Source organism: Kitasatospora setae KM-6054 (assembly GCF_000269985.1).
Classification (GTDB): Bacteria; Actinomycetota; Actinomycetes; order Streptomycetales; family Streptomycetaceae; genus Kitasatospora; species Kitasatospora setae.
Genome location: NC_016109.1, coordinates 2,290,070 through 2,305,885, shown reverse-complemented (window position 1 = coordinate 2,305,885; position 15,816 = coordinate 2,290,070). Strand labels below are relative to the sequence as shown.

At 74.7% G+C, this 15,816-nt stretch carries 17 protein-coding genes; 12 read left to right on the top strand and 5 right to left on the bottom strand.

Annotated elements, in window-relative coordinates:
- Window positions 1-40: 40 nt before the first annotated feature.
- A complete protein-coding gene (locus KSE_RS10185; RefSeq protein WP_033258177.1) occupies window positions 41-1,699 on the bottom strand; it encodes an oxidoreductase in 1,659 nt (552 codons plus the stop codon).
- Window positions 1,700-2,588: 889 nt separating this feature from the next.
- Here KSE_RS10185 and hisD point away from each other — a divergent pair.
- From hisD to hisF, 8 genes are read left to right on the top strand one after another with little or no spacing between them, the layout of a single operon-like run.
- Window positions 2,589-3,896: a histidinol dehydrogenase gene (gene hisD / locus KSE_RS10175; RefSeq protein ID WP_014135211.1), complete on the top strand. Its 1,308-nt coding sequence runs from the start codon at window positions 2,589-2,591 to the stop codon at window positions 3,894-3,896.
- A complete protein-coding gene (locus tag KSE_RS10170; RefSeq protein WP_014135210.1) occupies window positions 3,893-4,993 on the top strand; it encodes a histidinol-phosphate transaminase in 1,101 nt (366 codons plus the stop codon). Before hisD ends, KSE_RS10170 begins: the two co-directional genes overlap by 4 nt.
- 6 nt (window positions 4,994-4,999) lie before the next feature.
- A complete protein-coding gene (gene hisB / locus KSE_RS10165; protein ID WP_014135209.1) occupies window positions 5,000-5,593 on the top strand; it encodes an imidazoleglycerol-phosphate dehydratase HisB in 594 nt (197 codons plus the stop codon).
- The gene (locus KSE_RS43795; protein ID WP_014135208.1) at window positions 5,593-5,736 is read left to right on the top strand and encodes a hypothetical protein; all 144 of its coding nucleotides are present in this window, start codon (window positions 5,593-5,595) and stop codon (window positions 5,734-5,736) included. Before hisB ends, KSE_RS43795 begins: the two co-directional genes overlap by 1 nt.
- 11 nt (window positions 5,737-5,747) lie before the next feature.
- The gene (gene hisH, locus KSE_RS10155) at window positions 5,748-6,383 is read left to right on the top strand and encodes an imidazole glycerol phosphate synthase subunit HisH (RefSeq protein WP_014135207.1); all 636 of its coding nucleotides are present in this window, start codon (window positions 5,748-5,750) and stop codon (window positions 6,381-6,383) included.
- A 22-nt stretch (window positions 6,384-6,405) separates the two neighbouring features.
- Window positions 6,406-7,134, top strand: a complete 729-nt coding sequence (gene priA / locus KSE_RS10150) for a bifunctional 1-(5-phosphoribosyl)-5-((5-phosphoribosylamino)methylideneamino)imidazole-4-carboxamide isomerase/phosphoribosylanthranilate isomerase PriA (RefSeq protein WP_014135206.1) — start codon at window positions 6,406-6,408, stop codon at window positions 7,132-7,134.
- Entirely contained in the window at window positions 7,131-7,601 is a 471-nt protein-coding gene (locus KSE_RS10145; RefSeq protein WP_014135205.1) for a RidA family protein, read from the top strand. Before priA ends, KSE_RS10145 begins: the two co-directional genes overlap by 4 nt.
- Window positions 7,598-8,368, top strand: a complete 771-nt coding sequence (gene hisF / locus KSE_RS10140) for an imidazole glycerol phosphate synthase subunit HisF (protein ID WP_014135204.1) — start codon at window positions 7,598-7,600, stop codon at window positions 8,366-8,368. The genes KSE_RS10145 and hisF overlap by 4 nt, the downstream gene beginning before the upstream one ends.
- Before the next feature lie 27 nt (window positions 8,369-8,395).
- Here the strand turns inward: hisF and KSE_RS10135 are convergent, their stop codons facing one another.
- The 3 genes from KSE_RS10135 to KSE_RS10125 form a co-directional block, all read right to left on the bottom strand.
- Window positions 8,396-9,157, bottom strand: coding sequence for a VOC family protein (locus KSE_RS10135; protein ID WP_014135203.1), 762 nt, complete (start codon window positions 9,155-9,157; stop codon window positions 8,396-8,398).
- A gap of 85 nt (window positions 9,158-9,242) precedes the next feature.
- Window positions 9,243-9,893 carry a TIGR03085 family metal-binding protein gene (locus tag KSE_RS10130; RefSeq protein WP_014135202.1) on the bottom strand — a complete coding sequence of 217 codons (651 nt, stop codon included), beginning with the start codon at window positions 9,891-9,893 and terminating at the stop codon, window positions 9,243-9,245.
- Window positions 9,894-9,946: 53 nt separating this feature from the next.
- Window positions 9,947-10,456 (bottom strand): hypothetical protein, encoded by a 510-nt coding sequence (locus tag KSE_RS10125; RefSeq protein ID WP_148283082.1) that lies wholly within the window; start codon window positions 10,454-10,456, stop codon window positions 9,947-9,949.
- A 196-nt stretch (window positions 10,457-10,652) separates the two neighbouring features.
- Between KSE_RS10125 and KSE_RS10120 the strand changes: the two genes are divergently transcribed.
- Window positions 10,653-10,967: a hypothetical protein gene (locus tag KSE_RS10120; RefSeq protein WP_014135200.1), complete on the top strand. Its 315-nt coding sequence runs from the start codon at window positions 10,653-10,655 to the stop codon at window positions 10,965-10,967.
- Window positions 10,964-12,814: a WXG100 family type VII secretion target gene (locus tag KSE_RS10115; protein WP_014135199.1), complete on the top strand. Its 1,851-nt coding sequence runs from the start codon at window positions 10,964-10,966 to the stop codon at window positions 12,812-12,814. Before KSE_RS10120 ends, KSE_RS10115 begins: the two co-directional genes overlap by 4 nt.
- A gap of 91 nt (window positions 12,815-12,905) precedes the next feature.
- On the opposite strand, the gene KSE_RS10110 is transcribed toward KSE_RS10115, so the two are convergent.
- Window positions 12,906-13,604 carry a hypothetical protein gene (locus KSE_RS10110; protein WP_148283081.1) on the bottom strand — a complete coding sequence of 233 codons (699 nt, stop codon included), beginning with the start codon at window positions 13,602-13,604 and terminating at the stop codon, window positions 12,906-12,908.
- 142 nt (window positions 13,605-13,746) lie between these two features.
- On the opposite strand from KSE_RS10110, the gene hisI reads away from it, so the two are divergent.
- Together hisI and KSE_RS10100 are read left to right on the top strand one after the other, a co-directional pair.
- Window positions 13,747-14,121: a phosphoribosyl-AMP cyclohydrolase gene (gene hisI / locus KSE_RS10105; protein ID WP_014135197.1), complete on the top strand. Its 375-nt coding sequence runs from the start codon at window positions 13,747-13,749 to the stop codon at window positions 14,119-14,121.
- Window positions 14,122-14,166: 45 nt separating this feature from the next.
- A complete protein-coding gene (locus KSE_RS10100; protein WP_014135196.1) occupies window positions 14,167-15,672 on the top strand; it encodes an anthranilate synthase component I in 1,506 nt (501 codons plus the stop codon).
- The last annotated feature ends 144 nt before the right edge of the window (window positions 15,673-15,816 follow it).

Here is a 15,816-nt window from a genome sequence, read left to right as displayed (position 1 = left end):
GGGCCGCCGCCGCTCCGCGGTTTCCCGGGCGCGGCGGGAGTCAGCCGCGCTGGAGCAGTCTGGTGACGCCCGCGACGGCGGTGGTGGCGAGCGTCCAGCCGGTCAGCACCAGGGCGGTGGCGACCCACTGGCCGGTGCGGTCCGGGTTCCAGCCGTTCTGGCCGAGGTCGATCAGCGGCAGGACCTTGCCGGCCGCGTACAGCGCCGGGTTCCACACCACGGACTCGTCCGGCTTGACCGGCGCGGGCCGGTGCCCGGCGAAGTACGCGGTGCCCAGCACCCAGGCGAGGACCAGCCAGGCGGCGGCCCGGCCGGGCCGGTAGCCGTAGCCGACGGCGGCGTCCTGCAGGTGGCCCCAGAGCCGGCCGGGCAGCGGCAGGGTGCGCCGGCGGCGGCGCTGCTTGGCGTACAGGACGGCGCGGGCGTCCTCGTCGGCGCCGTCCCGGCGCAGCGCGGCGGCCAGCTGCTCGTACGCCTCGGGGCGGAACTCGCGGCCGGAGTCGACCCAGGCGATCCGGCGCTCCAGCGGGAAGGGCTCGGCGGGGCGGAGCGACTCGTAGGTGAAGCCGGTCAGCGAGACGTGGTGCGCGGTGGGCCAGGCGCCGGGGGAGTCGACCAGGTTGCCGATCCGGGCCCGGTTGAGGCTGACCGCGCCGGTCGGCGGCGTGTCGCAGGTGAAGCGGAGCTCGGGGGTCTGGATCCGGCTGAGCGCCAGCTCCTCGCCCTCGCCGAGGTGGAACTCGGCGTTGGTGATCAGGACGGCGTTGTCGAAGCGGCCGTCGGAGAGCCGGATCCGCCCCCAGGCGCGGAACGGGGTGTGGGTGGTGTCCCGGTAGGGGGCGGCGACCGTCGACCCGCCGTAGCCGGAGCCGTAGACGGTGCGCGAGCCGGTCCAGTTGGCGTCCTCGGAACCGGACAGGTACAGGGTGTGGCCGACCGTGATCCGGGCCGCGTTGACCGCGGTCGGGTTGTCCGGCCCGGCGGCCCGCAGCGAGCCGCCGCGGAGCGAGAGCCGGCCGCCGATCCGGGCCGAGCGCAGGCTCAACTCGCCGATCAGGTCGAGGCGTTCGGCCTCACAGTCCTGGTTGATGGAGATCCCGTCGGCGGAGACCGCCCGCCCGTACGCGTCGGGGCCGACGGCGGACTGGTTCAGCAGCAGGTCGGTGCCGATCCGGGCGTCGGTCAGCCGGACGCCGCCGGGTATCCCGCAGCGGGCCAGGTGCACGTCGCCCTCGCTGACCAGCCGGGACGCCTCCAGCCGGGGGAGCGCGCAGGAGACGATCCGCAGCGTGCCGGCGGTCGCCTCGGAGAGCAGCAGCTTGCGCTCGAAGCGGCAGAGCTGGAACTCGACGTAGCAGTCGATCCGGCCGCCGGCCAGCGTGAACTCGCCGGTGACCAGGGCGCCGGTGAGCTTCAGCGCGGTGACCCGGCCGGGCGCGGCGGCCGGGCCGTGCAGCAGCAGCCGGGCGATCACCTCGGCCCGGACGGTGCGCTCCGGGCCCCAGCCGCCGGCCGCGAACGGGTCGTCCGGGCCGTGCCCCTCCCCGCCGTCCGGGCGGACGGCCCGCCCGGCCGGGGCGGGCAGCACGAACTCGGCCGGGCCGGTGCCGGACCGCAGGTCGTACACCTCGCCGTGCCGGAACGCCTCCCACAAGCCGCGCTCGGTCGCGCTCCAGTCATCCGGCGCCCGGTCCGCCACGGGCCCGCCCGCCGAGGGCGGGCCCGCCGCAGGCCCAGCCACCGCCGCTGCGGGCTCGGCTGCCGCTGTCGGCCCGGCCGCTGCCGCCACGGGCTCGGCTGCGGTGCGCCCTGCTGCCGTTGGGGGCCCCGCCGCTACCTCGGTCACCGTCGGCTCGGCCGCCGCCACGAGTTCCGCCGCCGCTCGCCCCCCTGCCGCCTCGGCCGCCGCAGGCCCGGCCACCATCGCCGGCACCGCCGCCTCGGCCGCAGGCCCGGCTGCCGCAGGCTCGGCGTCCGCCGCCTCGGCCGCAGGCTCGGCGTCCGCCGGCCTGGCCGTCGCCGGCTCGGCCGCCACGGGCTCCGCCGCAGGCGGCTGCTCGACCGCTTGCCCCGCTGCTGCCGCTGCTGCTGTCGGCTCGGCTGCCGCTACGAGTTCTGCCGCCGCTCGCCCCCCTGCTGCCGCAGGCCCGGCCACCATTGCCGGCACCGCCGCCTCGGCCGGGGGCTCCGCCGCCTCTGCCGCAGGCGGCTGCTCGACTGCTTGCCCCGCTGCTGCTGTCGGCTCGGCCGCCGCCACGAGTTCCGCCGCCGCTCGCCCCCCTGCCGCCTCGGCCGCCGCAGGCCCGGCCACCGCCGCAGGCCCGGCCACCGCCGCAGGCCCGGCCACCGCCGCAGGCCCGGCCACCGTCGCCGGCACCGCCGTCTCGGCCGCAGGCTCCGCCGCCGCAGGCCCGACGTCCGCGGGCTCGGCCGCCACGGGCGCTGCCGCAGGCGGCTGCTCGACCGCTTGCCCCGCCGCCGCTGCCTGGTCCACCGAGCCCCCCGATGATCTTGGTTTCGTCTCACCTTTCGTATCACGGACTGAAATGCCGGGCGGCCGGTTTTCGCCACTCCTTACACTTGGGCCTGTGATCTCTCGAATCGACCTCCGCGGCTCCTCGACGGACCCGCGCGACGTGCTGCCCCGTGCCGAGTTCGACGTCGAAGCGGCCCTGGAGAGGGTCCGGCCGATCGCGGAGGACGTACGCCATCGCGGGGTCGCGGCGCTGATCGAGATCACCGAGCGCTTCGACGGCGTCCGGCTGGAGTCGACCCGCGTCCCGGCCGGGCAGATCGCCGAGGCGCTGGAGCAGCTGGACCCGAAGGTCCGCGCCGCGCTGGAGGAGACGATCCGCCGCGCCCGCGCCGTCCACTCCGACCAGCGCCGGGTCGGCCACACCACCCGGGTGGTGCCCGGCGGCACCGTCACCCAGCGCTGGGTGCCGGTCGACCGGGTCGGCCTGTACGTGCCCGGCGGCCTCGCCGTCTACCCGTCCTCCGTGGTGATGAACGTGGTGCCCGCGCAGGAGGCCGGGGTGGCCGGCATCGCCGTCACCTCCCCGCCGCAGAAGGCGTTCGGCGGCCGTGTCCACCCGGCCATCCTGGCCGCCTGCGCGCTGCTCGGCGTGGACGAGGTGTACGCGGTCGGCGGCGCCCAGGCCGTGGCGATGTTCGCGCTCGGCACCGAGGAGTGCGAGCCGGTCAACCTGGTCACCGGCCCCGGCAACATCTACGTGGCGGCCGCCAAGCGCCTGTTCGCGGGCCGGATCGGCATCGACTCGGAGGCCGGCCCGACCGAGATCATGGTCCTCGCGGACGACACGGCGGACGCCGCCGAGGTCGCCGCCGACCTGATCAGCCAGGCCGAGCACGGCCCGACCTCCGGCTCCGTGCTGGTCACCGCCTCGCCGCTGCTGGCCGACGCGGTCGAGGCCGAGCTGAAGGCGCAGGTCGCCCGGACCAAGCACGCCGAGCGGGTGGCCGAGGCGCTGGGCGGCCCGCAGTCCGGCATCATCCTGGTCGACGACCTGGAGCAGGGCCTCGCGGTGGTCAACGCCTACGCCGCCGAGCACCTGGAGATCCAGACCGCCGAGCCGCACGCGGTCTCCGAGCGGGTCCGCAACGCGGGCGCGATCTTCCTCGGCCGCTACACCCCGGTCTCGCTGGGCGACTACGCGGCCGGCTCCAACCACGTGCTGCCCACCGGCGGCTGCGCCTGCCACTCCTCCGGCCTGTCCGTGCAGACCTTCCTGCGCGGCGTCCAGGTCGTCGAGTACGACCGGGAGGCGCTGGCCGGCGTCGCCGCGCACGTGGTCAACCTGGCCGAGGCCGAGGACCTGCCCGGCCACGGCGACGCCATCAAGGCCCGATTCGAGTGGAGTGTCCCCAGCTCGTGACGAAGATCGACGACCTCCCCATCCGGGACGAGCTGCGCGGCCAGTCCCCGTACGGCGCACCGCAGTTGGACGTGCCCGTCCAGCTCAACACCAACGAGAACCCGTACCCGCTGCCCGAGCCGCTGGTGGCCCGGATCGCCGAGCGGGTCGCCGAGGCCGCCCGGAACCTCAACCGCTACCCGGACCGGGACGCGGTCGAGCTGCGGGCCGGCCTGGCGAAGTACCTCAGCGACACCACCGGCTTCGCCGTCACCGGGCAGCAGGTCTGGGCCGCCAACGGCTCCAACGAGGTGCTCCAGCAGCTGCTGCAGACCTTCGGCGGCCCCGGCCGGACCGCGATCGGCTTCGAGCCCTCGTACTCGATGCACGCCCTGATCGCCCGCGGCACCGGCACCGGCTGGGTCTCCGGCCCGCGCAACGCCGACTTCACCATCGACCTGGACGCGGCCCGCGCCGCCATCGCCGAGCTGCGCCCGAACGTGGTGTTCGTCTGCTCGCCGAACAACCCGACCGGCACCGCCGTCGCCGCCGAGACCGTGCTGGCCCTGTACGAGGCCGCGCAGGCCGCCGGGCCCAGCCTGGTGGTCGTCGACGAGGCGTACGTCGAGTTCTCGCACCGCGCCTCGCTGCTGCCGCTGCTGGAGGGCCGCCCCAACCTGGTGGTCAGCCGGACGATGTCCAAGGCGTTCGGCGCGGCCGGCCTGCGGCTCGGCTACCTCGCCGCCGATCCCGCCGTGGTGGACGCGGTGCAGCTGGTCCGGCTGCCCTACCACCTGTCGGCCGTCACCCAGGCCACCGCGCTGGCCTGCCTGGAGCACACCGGCACCCTGCTCGGCTACGTCGACCGGCTGAAGTCCGAGCGCGACCGGGTCGTCCTCGGGCTGCGCGCGCTCGGCCTCGACGTCACCGAGTCCGACGCCAACTTCATCCAGTTCGGCCGCTTCGCCGACACCCACGCGGTGTGGCGGGCCGTCCTCGACCAAGGCGTGCTGATCCGCGACAACGGCGTCCCCGGATGGCTGCGCGTCTCCACCGGCACCCCCGCCGAGAACGACGCCTTCCTGACCGCCATCGCCACCGCCACCAAGGAGCTGTAAACCCGCATGTCCCGCATCGGCCGCGTCGAACGCACCACCAAGGAGACCTCCGTCCTGGTCGAGATCGACCTCGACGGAACCGGCAAGACGGACGTCTCCACGGGCGTCGGGTTCTACGACCACATGCTCGACCAGCTCGGCCGCCACGGCCTCTTCGACCTCACCGTCAAGACCGAGGGCGACCTGCACATCGACACCCACCACACCATCGAGGACACCGCCCTCGCGCTCGGCGCCGCCTTCCGGCAGGCGCTCGGCGACAAGGTCGGCATCTACCGGTTCGGCAACTGCACCGTGCCGCTGGACGAGTCGCTCGCCCAGGTCACCGTCGACCTCTCCGGCCGCCCCTACCTGGTGCACACCGAGCCCGAGAACATCGCCCCGATGATCGGCGCGTACGACACCACGATGACCCGGCACATCCTGGAGTCCTTCGTGGCCCAGGCGCAGATCGCCCTGCACGTGCACGTGCCGTACGGCCGCAACGCCCACCACATCGTCGAGTGCCAGTTCAAGGCCCTCGCCCGGGCGCTGCGCTACGCCTCCGAGCGCGACCTGCGCGCCGAGGGCATCCTGCCGTCGACCAAGGGCGCGCTGTAATGGCCACGCTGTTCATCGTCCTCGGGCTCTTCTTCGCGGGCGGCGTCTGGTCGTTCTGGAAGCAGAAGCTGCCCAAGGGCGTCGTCCTCGTCCTCGGTATCGCCTCGGCCATGTGCCTGGCCACCGGCGTCATGCGCCTCTAGGAGACCCACAGATGTCCAAGAACGTCGTGGTGCTGGACTACGGCTCCGGCAACCTGCGCTCCGCCCAGCGCGCCGTCGAACGCACCGGTGCCACCGTCACCGTCACCTCGGACTTCCAGCGGGCGCTGGACGCCGACGGGCTGCTGGTGCCCGGCGTCGGCGCGTTCGAAGCCTGCATGCGCGGCCTGAAGGCGGTCCGCGGCGAGCAGATCATCGGCCGCCGACTGGCCGGCGGCCGGCCGGTGCTCGGCATCTGCGTCGGCATGCAGATCCTGTTCGAGAAGGGCGTCGAGCACGGCGTCGAGACCGCCGGCTGCGACGAGTGGCCCGGCACGGTCGAGCCGCTGGACGCCCCGATCGTCCCGCACATGGGCTGGAACACCGTCGACGCCCCCGAGGGCACCCGGATGTTCGCCGGGATGGACGCCGACACCCGGTTCTACTTCGTCCACTCCTACGGGGTCCGGCACTGGGTGCTGGAGAGCCACTCCGAGAAGATCCGCGCCCCCAAGGTGGTCTGGGCCACCCACGGACAGCCGTTCGTCGCCGCCGTGGAGAACGGCCCGCTCTGGGCCACCCAGTTCCACCCCGAGAAGTCCGGCGACGCCGGCGCCGCCCTGCTGACCAACTGGGTCGACACCCTCTGAGCACGGAAGAGTCCTCCACACCATGACCAACCGCCTCGAACTGCTGCCCGCCGTCGACGTCCGCGACGGCCAGGCGGTCCGCCTGGTCAAGGGCGCCTCCGGCACCGAGACCTCCTTCGGCGAGCCGCTCGCCGCCGCCCTCGCCTGGCAGAACGCCGGCGCCGAGTGGCTGCACCTGGTCGACCTCGACGCCGCCTTCGGCACCGGCAGCAACCGCGACCTGCTCCGCGAGGTCACCGGCCGCCTCGACATCAAGGTCGAGCTGTCCGGCGGCATCCGCGACGACGAGTCGCTCGCCGCCGCCCTCGCCACCGGCTGCACCCGGGTCAACCTCGGCACCGCCGCCCTGGAGACCCCCGAGTGGGTCGCCAAGGTCATCGCCGAGCACGGCGACAAGATCGCCGTCGGCCTCGACGTGGTCGGCACCACCCTGCGCGGCCGCGGCTGGACCCGCGACGGCGGCCAGCTCTACGACGTGCTGGCCCGCCTCGACTCCGAGGGCTGCGCCCGCTACGTGGTCACCGACGTCAACCGCGACGGCACCCTGACCGGCCCCAACCTCCAGCTGCTGCGCGACGTCTGCGCCGCCACCGACAAGCCCGTCGTCGCCTCCGGCGGCGTGTCGTCCCTCGACGACCTGCGCGCCATCGCCACCCTGGTGCCGGAGGGCGTCGAGGGCTCGATCGTCGGCAAGGCCCTCTACGAGCAGAAGTTCACCCTCGAAGAGGCCCTGGAGGCTGTGTCCCGATGACCGACGAGACCCCGACCACCGCCGCCCGCCCGTCCGACCGGTCCCCCTACGAGGACCAGTACGGATTCTCCCGGGCGGTGGTGGCCGGGGACTTCGTCCTGGTCGCGGGCTGCACCGCCTACGACGACGTCGACGCCGTCGTCGAGGGCGACCCGTACGAGCAGACGCTGGCCGCCTTCGCGACGGCCCTCCGCGCGCTCGACCGCCACGGACTCACCGCCGCCGACGTGGTCCGCACCCGGATGTACCTCACCCACGTCCGGGACTGCGACGAGGTCGGCCGCGCCCACAAGGAACTCTTCGACGCCGTCCGCCCGGTCACCACCATGGTGGTCGTCCAGGGCCTGACCGACTCCCGGATGATGGTCGAGGTCGAGGTCGAGGCCCACCGGCCCGGCCTGGCCCGCACCCTGGAGGGCGCGTCGGACGGTACCTCGGCCCGCACTTCGGAAGGCACCCAGCCGTGACACTCGCAGTACGCGTCATCCCCTGCCTGGACGTGGACGCCGGACGCGTCGTCAAGGGCGTCAACTTCCAGAACCTGCGCGACGCCGGCGACCCGGTCGAGCTCGCCAAGCTCTACGACGCCCAGGGCGCCGACGAGTTGACCTTCCTCGACATCACCGCGTCCTCCGGCTCCCGGGAGACCACCTACGACGTGGTCCGCCGCACCGCCGAGCAGGTCTTCATCCCGCTCACCGTCGGCGGCGGCGTCCGCGCCGTCGAGGACGTCGACAAGCTGCTGCGGGCCGGCGCCGACAAGGTCGGCGTCAACACCGCCGCGATCGCCCGGCCCGAGCTGATCGCCGAGATCGCCAAGCGCTTCGGCCGCCAGGTGCTCGTCCTCTCGGTCGACGCCCGGCGCTGCCCCGAGGGCACCGAGACCGCCTCCGGCTTCGAGGTCACCACCCACGGCGGCCGCCGCGGCACCGGCCTGGACGCCATCGAGTGGGCGGTGCGCGCCGCCGAACTCGGCGCCGGCGAGATCCTGCTCAACTCGATGGACGCCGACGGCACCAAGGACGGCTACGACCTGGAGATGATCCGGGCCGCCCGGAAGGCCGTCAGCATCCCGGTGATCGCCTCCGGCGGCGCCGGCAAGCTCGCCGACTTCGCCCCCGCGGTCGACGCCGGCGCCGACGCCGTGCTGGCCGCCAGCGTCTTCCACTTCGGCGACCTGACCATCGGCCAGGTCAAGGACGAGCTCCGGACCACCGGGCACCCCGTCCGCTGACGGCCGCCCCGGAACCCCGCGGGTGCGCTACCGGCGGGGTTCCGGCTCCAGCAGCGCGAACTGGGCGCCGAACGGGTCCGCCAGCACCGCGATCCGGCCCACCGACGGCACCGGCTCCGGCGGCACCAGCACGCTCCCGCCCAGCCGCCGCACCTCGTCGGTGGCCAGCAGCGCGTCCGCCACCGCGAAGTGCACCAGCCAGCCCACGTCCACCCGCGGGTGCACGCCCGCGACGCCGCCGAACTCCTCCTCGCCGCCGGCCGGGCGCAGCACCGTGTACTCCACCCCCGGGACGTCCGACTCCCTGGTCCGCCAGCCGAACAGCCCCCGGTAGAACCGCAGCGACCCCGGCACGTCCGAGGAGCGCAGCTCCACCCAGCACAGCGCGCCCCGCCCGCCCACCGCCTCCAGCCCGGCCGTCCCGCCGCCCTGCCAGACCGCGAACCGGCCGCCCACCGGATCGGTCAGCTGCGCGAACCGGCCCTGCCCCGGCACCTCGGTCGGCGCGACCCGGACGGTGCCGCCGGCCCGTTCCGCCTCCGCCGCGACGTCCGCCGCGTCCGCCGCGGCGAAGTACACCGTCCAGGCGGGCAGCGCCTCCGCCTCGGTCAGCGGGCCGACGCCCGCCACCGTCCGGCCGCCGCTGCGGAAGAAGCGGTAGCCGGACGGGCCGGCCGGATCCAGCGTCCAGCCGAACACCGAGCCGTAGAACAGCTCGGACTCGGCGAGGTCCGGGCTGCCGAGGCCGATCCAGTTCGGCGAACCCGGCCGGAAGTCGCTGCTCACCATGGTGTGCGCTCCTGAAGGGAGGGGGAGAGGTGCCTGACCGGGCCAGGCTGGCACACCGGCGGGACGAAACGGACCGACGCGCCCGTCAGGCCGCCGTCCCCGCCCCGGGCAGCGGCAGCACGTGCGCCAGCGTCTCCACCGCCTCCGGCGCGCCCTCCGCGACCACCTCGGCCCGGGCGCCCCGCCCGTACAGGAACAGCACCAGCTCGCCCGGCTCCCCGCGCACCGTCACCAGCGGCGCGCCCTTCCGTCGCACCGTCGCCTCCCGGCCGTCCGGGTGCACCAGGCGCAGCTCGACCGGCGACCGCGCGTCACCGAACCTGGCCACCGCCGGCAGCCGCTTCCACAGCGCCTCCGCCAGCTCCGGCGCGAGCGGCTCCGGCTCGAACGGGACCGCGCGGCGGACGTCCTCGGCGTGCACGAAGAACTCCACCAGGTTCGCCGCCCCGTCCACCCCCGGCAGGTTGAACGGCGAGAAGGCCGGCGGCCCCGACCGGAACGACTTCACCAGCGCCTCGAACCCGCGCGCCGCGACCCGCCCCTGCACCCGCTCCGTCCACCCGGCCAGCGCCCCGACCCGGATCCCCGCCGCCGCGTCCGGCCGCCCCTCCCGCACCACCAGGTGCGCCGCCAGATCCCGCGCGGCCCACCCCTCGCACAACGTCGGCCCCTCCGGGCCCGCCGCCGCCAACAACCGACTCAACCGGGCGCGTTCGCCCTGCGCAAGACTCACCATGGAGCCAGCCTACGGGGCGTCAGCGCGGGATCGGGGCGGCGGGTGACGGTGCGTCAGCGGAGCGGGGCGGTCAGCTTGCGGTTGTCGTGCTGGTTGCTGACGGTCACCGCGCAGCTGATGTCCCGGAAGCCCTGCTGGTAGTACTGCGCGCCGAGGGCGAGCGGGCTGTTGTAGTACGGCGTCGTCCCGCCCTGCCGCTGTTCGACCGCGGTGTACTGGTCCTTGCAGAGCGCCAGGGCGGCCTGGATGATCTTGCCGTCGGTGGTCAGCCCGTCCGGCAGCACCCCGACGGAGATCGTCTCCGAGTCGTGCGGCTGGTCACAGGGCACCACCGCGGTCGTCCTGACGTCGCTGAGCCACGGCACCACCAGGCACGTCCCCGGCGGGTAGAACGGGTACGGGTACGTCTTCGACGGGCTGGGGTTCGGGGTCGGGCTGGGGGAGGGGCTGGGCGGCGGGGGTGCGGCGGCCGGGTGCTTCGGGGCGGGCCAGAGCAGGACCGCCGCCGCGACGGCGAGTGCGGCCAGCACGCCCGCGAGGAAAGCCTTCTGTCGTCCGCTCATCCCAACCCCCTTGGATCCCAGGCCATTCTGGGGGCAGGGCGGCGGCCGCGTCAGTGCTTTCGGGTTCCCGCCGGCTCCGGCCGGTCCGGCGCTCCTGGTCCGGGCTCCTGGTCCGGCCGTCGGTTTGCCTGTCCTTTGCATGCTGATCAGTAGGATGACCCGCCTGTCAGAGGGATGCCAGAGAAAGGCAACTGTCATGGGGGACAGCGGATTTCAGGTCGAGCCGGGCGCGCTCGAACGGTACTCGTCGCTGCTGGCCGAGCAGGCCGAGCAGTTGGAGCGGATCGCCGCCGCGACCGCCGCGATCACCATCTCGTCGGACGCCTTCGGGCACCTGCCGAACGCCCAGCACCTGGCCGCGGCGTACCAGGAGCACGCCGGGGCCAGCCGCGAGAACGTCGGGGTGATCGGCAGCGCGGTGAACGGCAGCGCGCACGGGCTGTCCGGGGTCTCACGGAACTACACGGACCACGAGGACTACCTGGCGGGCACCATGGGCGGTGGACGATGAGCGGGGGCAAGAGCTCCTCCAAGGGCTCGTCGAAGGGCTCGGGCGGCTCGGGCGGCTCGACCTCCCACCGGCGGGACGACCCGCCGCCCCGGGTGGGGGACCCGCGGGCGGTCGGCACCAACCCGTCGCGCGGCGTCACCACCGCGCCGCCGCCGCGGCCCACCGCGCAGCCGGGCCCGCAGCCGGCGGCCGGGCACGACGGCCGGACGCCCTCGGTGGGCGACCCGACCCGGATCCGCCCCGGCGGGCAGGGCACGGGCGAGACCCGGCCGGCCGCCACTGGCGGCGCGGGCGACGGCGCGGACGGGGCGGCGGCCGACCCGCGGCAGTCCTGGTTCGGCGGGATGCTCAGGGACGCGGCGGGCAACGCCGCGAGCAGCGCGGCCGGCAGCCTCGGCAGCCGGGCCGGGGAGTGGGCCGGCGAGCAGGTCTTCGGCCCCTCGGGGGGCTCGGAGGAGCCGGGCGGCGGCGAGGGCGGCGAGGGCGGCGAGGGCTCCGCCGAGGGCGGCGACTTCTTCGGCGGGCTGCTGCGGCCCGGTGGCGCGGGGGTGGGCGACGGCTTCTTCGGGGGCCTGGTGCCGTCCGGCGGCGGTCCGGCGGGCTCGGCCGAGGGGAACGGCATGTTCACCGGCATCGGCGCGGCCGTCGGCGAGGTCGCGGGCCGGGTCGGGCAGGAGGGGCTGTCCCGCGAGGACGTCAGCACGATGCCCGCGATGGTGCCGGGCCGCGGCCCGGGCGGGGCGAGCACGATGCCCGCGTACGGGTCGATGCCGGGGGCCGGCGCGCCGGGCGGGCGGAGCGACGCGTACGCCTGGGCCAGGGCGCGGATCCAGCAGTCGATGGAGGCGCTGCCGGAGGCGCGGCACGCCTCGCGGGGCGGGTTGAGCGGGGCGCTGGACGAGGCGGTCGAGTGGGCGCTGGAGGAGTCCGGCCTGCTGGGGATGCTGGAGAAGGTCACCGGCAACCTGGCGGAGCTGAACGCCGCCACCGCCGCCTGGCAGGCCCAGGCGGCCGCGGTCCGCTCGGTCGCGGCGGAGGTGCGCGCGGGCGCGCTGCCGCTGGCGGGCGAGTGGGCGGGGTCGGCCAGCGACGCGTTCGGCGGGCACATGGGCGAGGTCGCGGAGGCGCTCGACCAGACCGCCGAGGAGATGGCGCAGACCGCGCAGATCATCAACTCGGCGGCGCAGGAGTGCGCGATGGCCGAGGGCATGGTGATCGAGATCATCACCGAGGCGATCGAGGCGCTGATCGTCTCGCTGGCCGCCGAGGCGGTGCTCGCGGTGGTCACCTTCGGCGCCGCCGCGCTGGTCGGCGCGCTGATCGACGAGGCCGAGATCACCGTCTTCGTGGGCCGGGTGGCGCAGGTGTCCACCAAGCTGGCGAAGGCGCTGGAGGAGCTGTTGAAGGCGCTCCAGGAGATGGGCCGGGCGGTCAAGGCGACCCGGAAGCTCAAGGACCTCGGCGAGGTGATGTCCAAGATGCGGAAGGTCGAGACCGCGTTCAAGGACCTCCGCGCGCTGGAGGAGGGCGAGAGCAAGGCCGCCAGGATCGCGCAGAAGATCGACGAGAAGGTCACCGAGAAGGTCGGCGACTGGGGCGAGGACCAGCTCAAGGGCGCGCTCGGCATCGACGAGGAGGACCGCGAGGGCGTGCAGCGCGGCGACGGCACCCTGAAGGGCAACCTGAAGGCGGCGGGGAAGTCCTCGCTGGGCGTCGCGCAGGAGGCGTGGAAGAGCGACACCAACCAGGACGCGGTCGAGCAGGAGCTGCTGAACGACCTCGGGCTGCGGCAGCAGCCGGACCCCTACCGGGTGGACCGCTCGCGGATCCAGACCGCGTTCGGCTGACCGGCGGGCTGACCGGCGGGCCGACCGGCGGGCCGACCGGCGGGCCGACCGGCAGCGGGCCCCACCGCGACGGCGGGGCCCGCCCGGCGGCTCAGCGGCCGCCGGCCACCGCGCGGAAGGCGTGCAGGTCGGCCTCGTTCTCGAAGGCCAGCGCCAGCCAGGAGCCGTCCGCGAACAGCAGGTCCTGCCGGTGCGCCCAGACGTCGTTCGGGGTGTCCGGGCGCAGCCACCAGCTGCCGACCGGCAGTTCGATCAGCGGGGTGGCCCGGTAGTGGTCGTCGGACTGGCCCGCCGTCCAGCGGCTGAGCACCAGCAGTCGGCGGTCGCTGACCAGCAGGGTGAACAGGTCGTGGTCGGCCTTCAGCTTCTCGCCGGCGGTGGTCCGGACGGCCCGCCAGAACAGCCAGGCGGTGGAGCCCGCCGGGCCGTGCCAGGAGCCGCCGTGCAGCGGGCGGCGCAGCGCCCGGTAGGCCCGCCGGGTCAGCGACAGGCCGTACGGGCGGCGCCCGTACCGGCTCGGTCCGAAGAGGTCGACGGCCCAGCGCGGCAGGAAGTACAGCCAGAGTCCGCGCCAGAGCGACTTGAAGAAGTTCATCGCCCAGACGAGAGGAGCGAAACCGGCCGCGCGAACGGTGTCGCGGTCCCACCAGAGCGGCAGGAGGCGGTCCAATTCGACCGCCCAGGTGCCGAACATCGGCTCGCCCGGATACAGGTGCTCACCTGCGGTTCGCTGGAGCCGGTAATCCCCGTACGCGACCGCCGGAAAAGGCTGCTGCTGGTATCCGCTCATTCGACAAATCCCCCCTGTGGCAAAGCAGTTCGGTATTCCGCGGAGAGCAGGTTACCGGGTGGGGGAAGTGATTTCGGCCGGCGGTGCGGGCCGCGTCCGGCGGCCTGGCCGGGGGCCGGTCCGGGCCTGCGAGAATGGGGCCATGTCGACCACTCCCGCCGCCCCCGGCAGCACCGCACTGGACCCGGCGATCGCCGCCCGTCTCAAGCGCACCCCGGACGGCCTGCTGCCCGCCGTCGCCCAGCAGTACGACACCGGCGAGGTGCTGATGCTCGGCTGGATGGACGACGAGGCGCTGCACCGCACCCTGACCACCGGCCGGTGCACCTACTGGAGCCGCAGCCGCGCCGAGTACTGGGTGAAGGGCGACACCTCCGGCCACGTCCAGCACGTCAGGCAGGTCGCCCTGGACTGCGACGGCGACACCCTGCTGGTCAAGGTCGACCAGGTCGGCGCGGCCTGCCACACCGGCGACCGGACCTGCTTCGACGCCGACGTGCTGCCGCTCGCCCAGTAGCCTGTCACCCGACCGGCCCCGTCCCTCCCATTCGAACGGTGTTCCATGGAACTTGAGGCTTTCCGCTCGCTCGCCGCTGACACCCGGGTCATCCCCGTCACCCGCCGGCTCCTGGCGGACGGCCTCACCCCGATCGGCGTGTACCGCAGCCTCGCCGCCGAGCGGCCCGGCACCTTCCTGCTGGAGTCCGCCGAGCAGGGCCGCAGCTGGGCCCGGTACTCCTTCGTCGGCGTGCGCTCCGGCGCGGTCCTGACCGTCGGCCCGGACGGCGGCGCCCGCTGGCTCGGCGAACCCCCCGTCGGCATCCCCACCGCCGGCGACCCGCTGGAGGTGCTGCGCGCCACCCTGGCCGCCCTGCACACCCCCCGGCACCCGGACGACGGCCTCCCGCCGCTCACCGGCGGCCTGGTCGGCTACCTCGGCTACGACGTGGTCCGCCGGCTGGAGAAGCTCCCGAACCTCACCCCGGACGACCTGAAGCTGCCCGAGCTGACCCTGCTGCTCGCCACCGACCTGGCCGTCCTCGACCACGCCGACGGCACCGTGCTGCTGATCGCCAACGCGGTCAACCACAACGACCTGGCCACCGGCGTCGACGAGGCGCACGCCGACGCCGTCGCCCGGCTCGACGCGATGGAGGCCGACCTGCGCCGCCCGGTCGACCCCGGCCTCGCCACGTACACCCCGACCGCGGTCGACGCGCACTCGCCGTTCGGCGGCGAGCCGTACCGCAAGGCCGTCGAGGTGGTGAAGGAGCGGATCCGGGCCGGCGAGGCGTTCCAGGTGGTGCCCTCGCAGCGCTTCGAGGCGCCCTGCCCGGCCTCCGCGCTCGACGTCTACCGCGTCCTGCGCACCACCAACCCCAGCCCGTACATGTACCTGTTCCGCTTCCCCGGCCCGGACGGCGGCGCCGAGGGCGGCTTCGACGTGGTCGGCTCCAGCCCCGAGGCGCTGGTCAAGGTGGCCGGCGGCGAGGCCATGCTGCACCCGATCGCCGGCACCCGGCACCGCGGCGCCACCCCGCACGAGGACGCCGAGCTCGCCGCCGAGCTGCTCGCCGACCCCAAGGAGCGGGCCGAGCACCTGATGCTCGTCGACCTCGGCCGCAACGACCTCGGCCGGGTCTGCGAACCCGGCTCGGTCGAGGTGGTCGAGTTCATGACCATCGAGCGCTACAGCCACGTCATGCACATCGTCTCCACCGTCACCGGCAGGGTCGCCCCCGAGCGCAGCGCGCTCGACGTCCTCACCGCCTGCTTCCCGGCCGGCACCCTCTCCGGCGCGCCCAAGCCGCGCGCCATGCAGATCATCGAGGAGCTCGAACCCACCCGCCGCGGCCTGTACGGCGGCTGCGTCGGCTACCTGGACTTCGCCGGCGACTCCGACACGGCGATCGCCATCCGGACGGCGGTGATCCGCGACGAGACGGCGTACGTCCAGGCGGGCGCCGGCGTGGTCGCCGACTCCGACCCGCACGCGGAGGACACCGAGTGCCGCAACAAGGCGGCGGCGGTGCTCCGCGCGGTCGCCGCGGCGAACACGCTCCGCTGAGGCGCCCGCCCGCCCGTACGCCCGCCCGCCCGCACGCCCCGCCGGATCGCCTCCGGCGGGGCGCGCGGCGTCGGCGGGGGCCGGCCGGGCGGACCGGGGCGGCGGGGTGGTGGTCGGGCCCGGGGTGAGGTCGGGGACACTGGG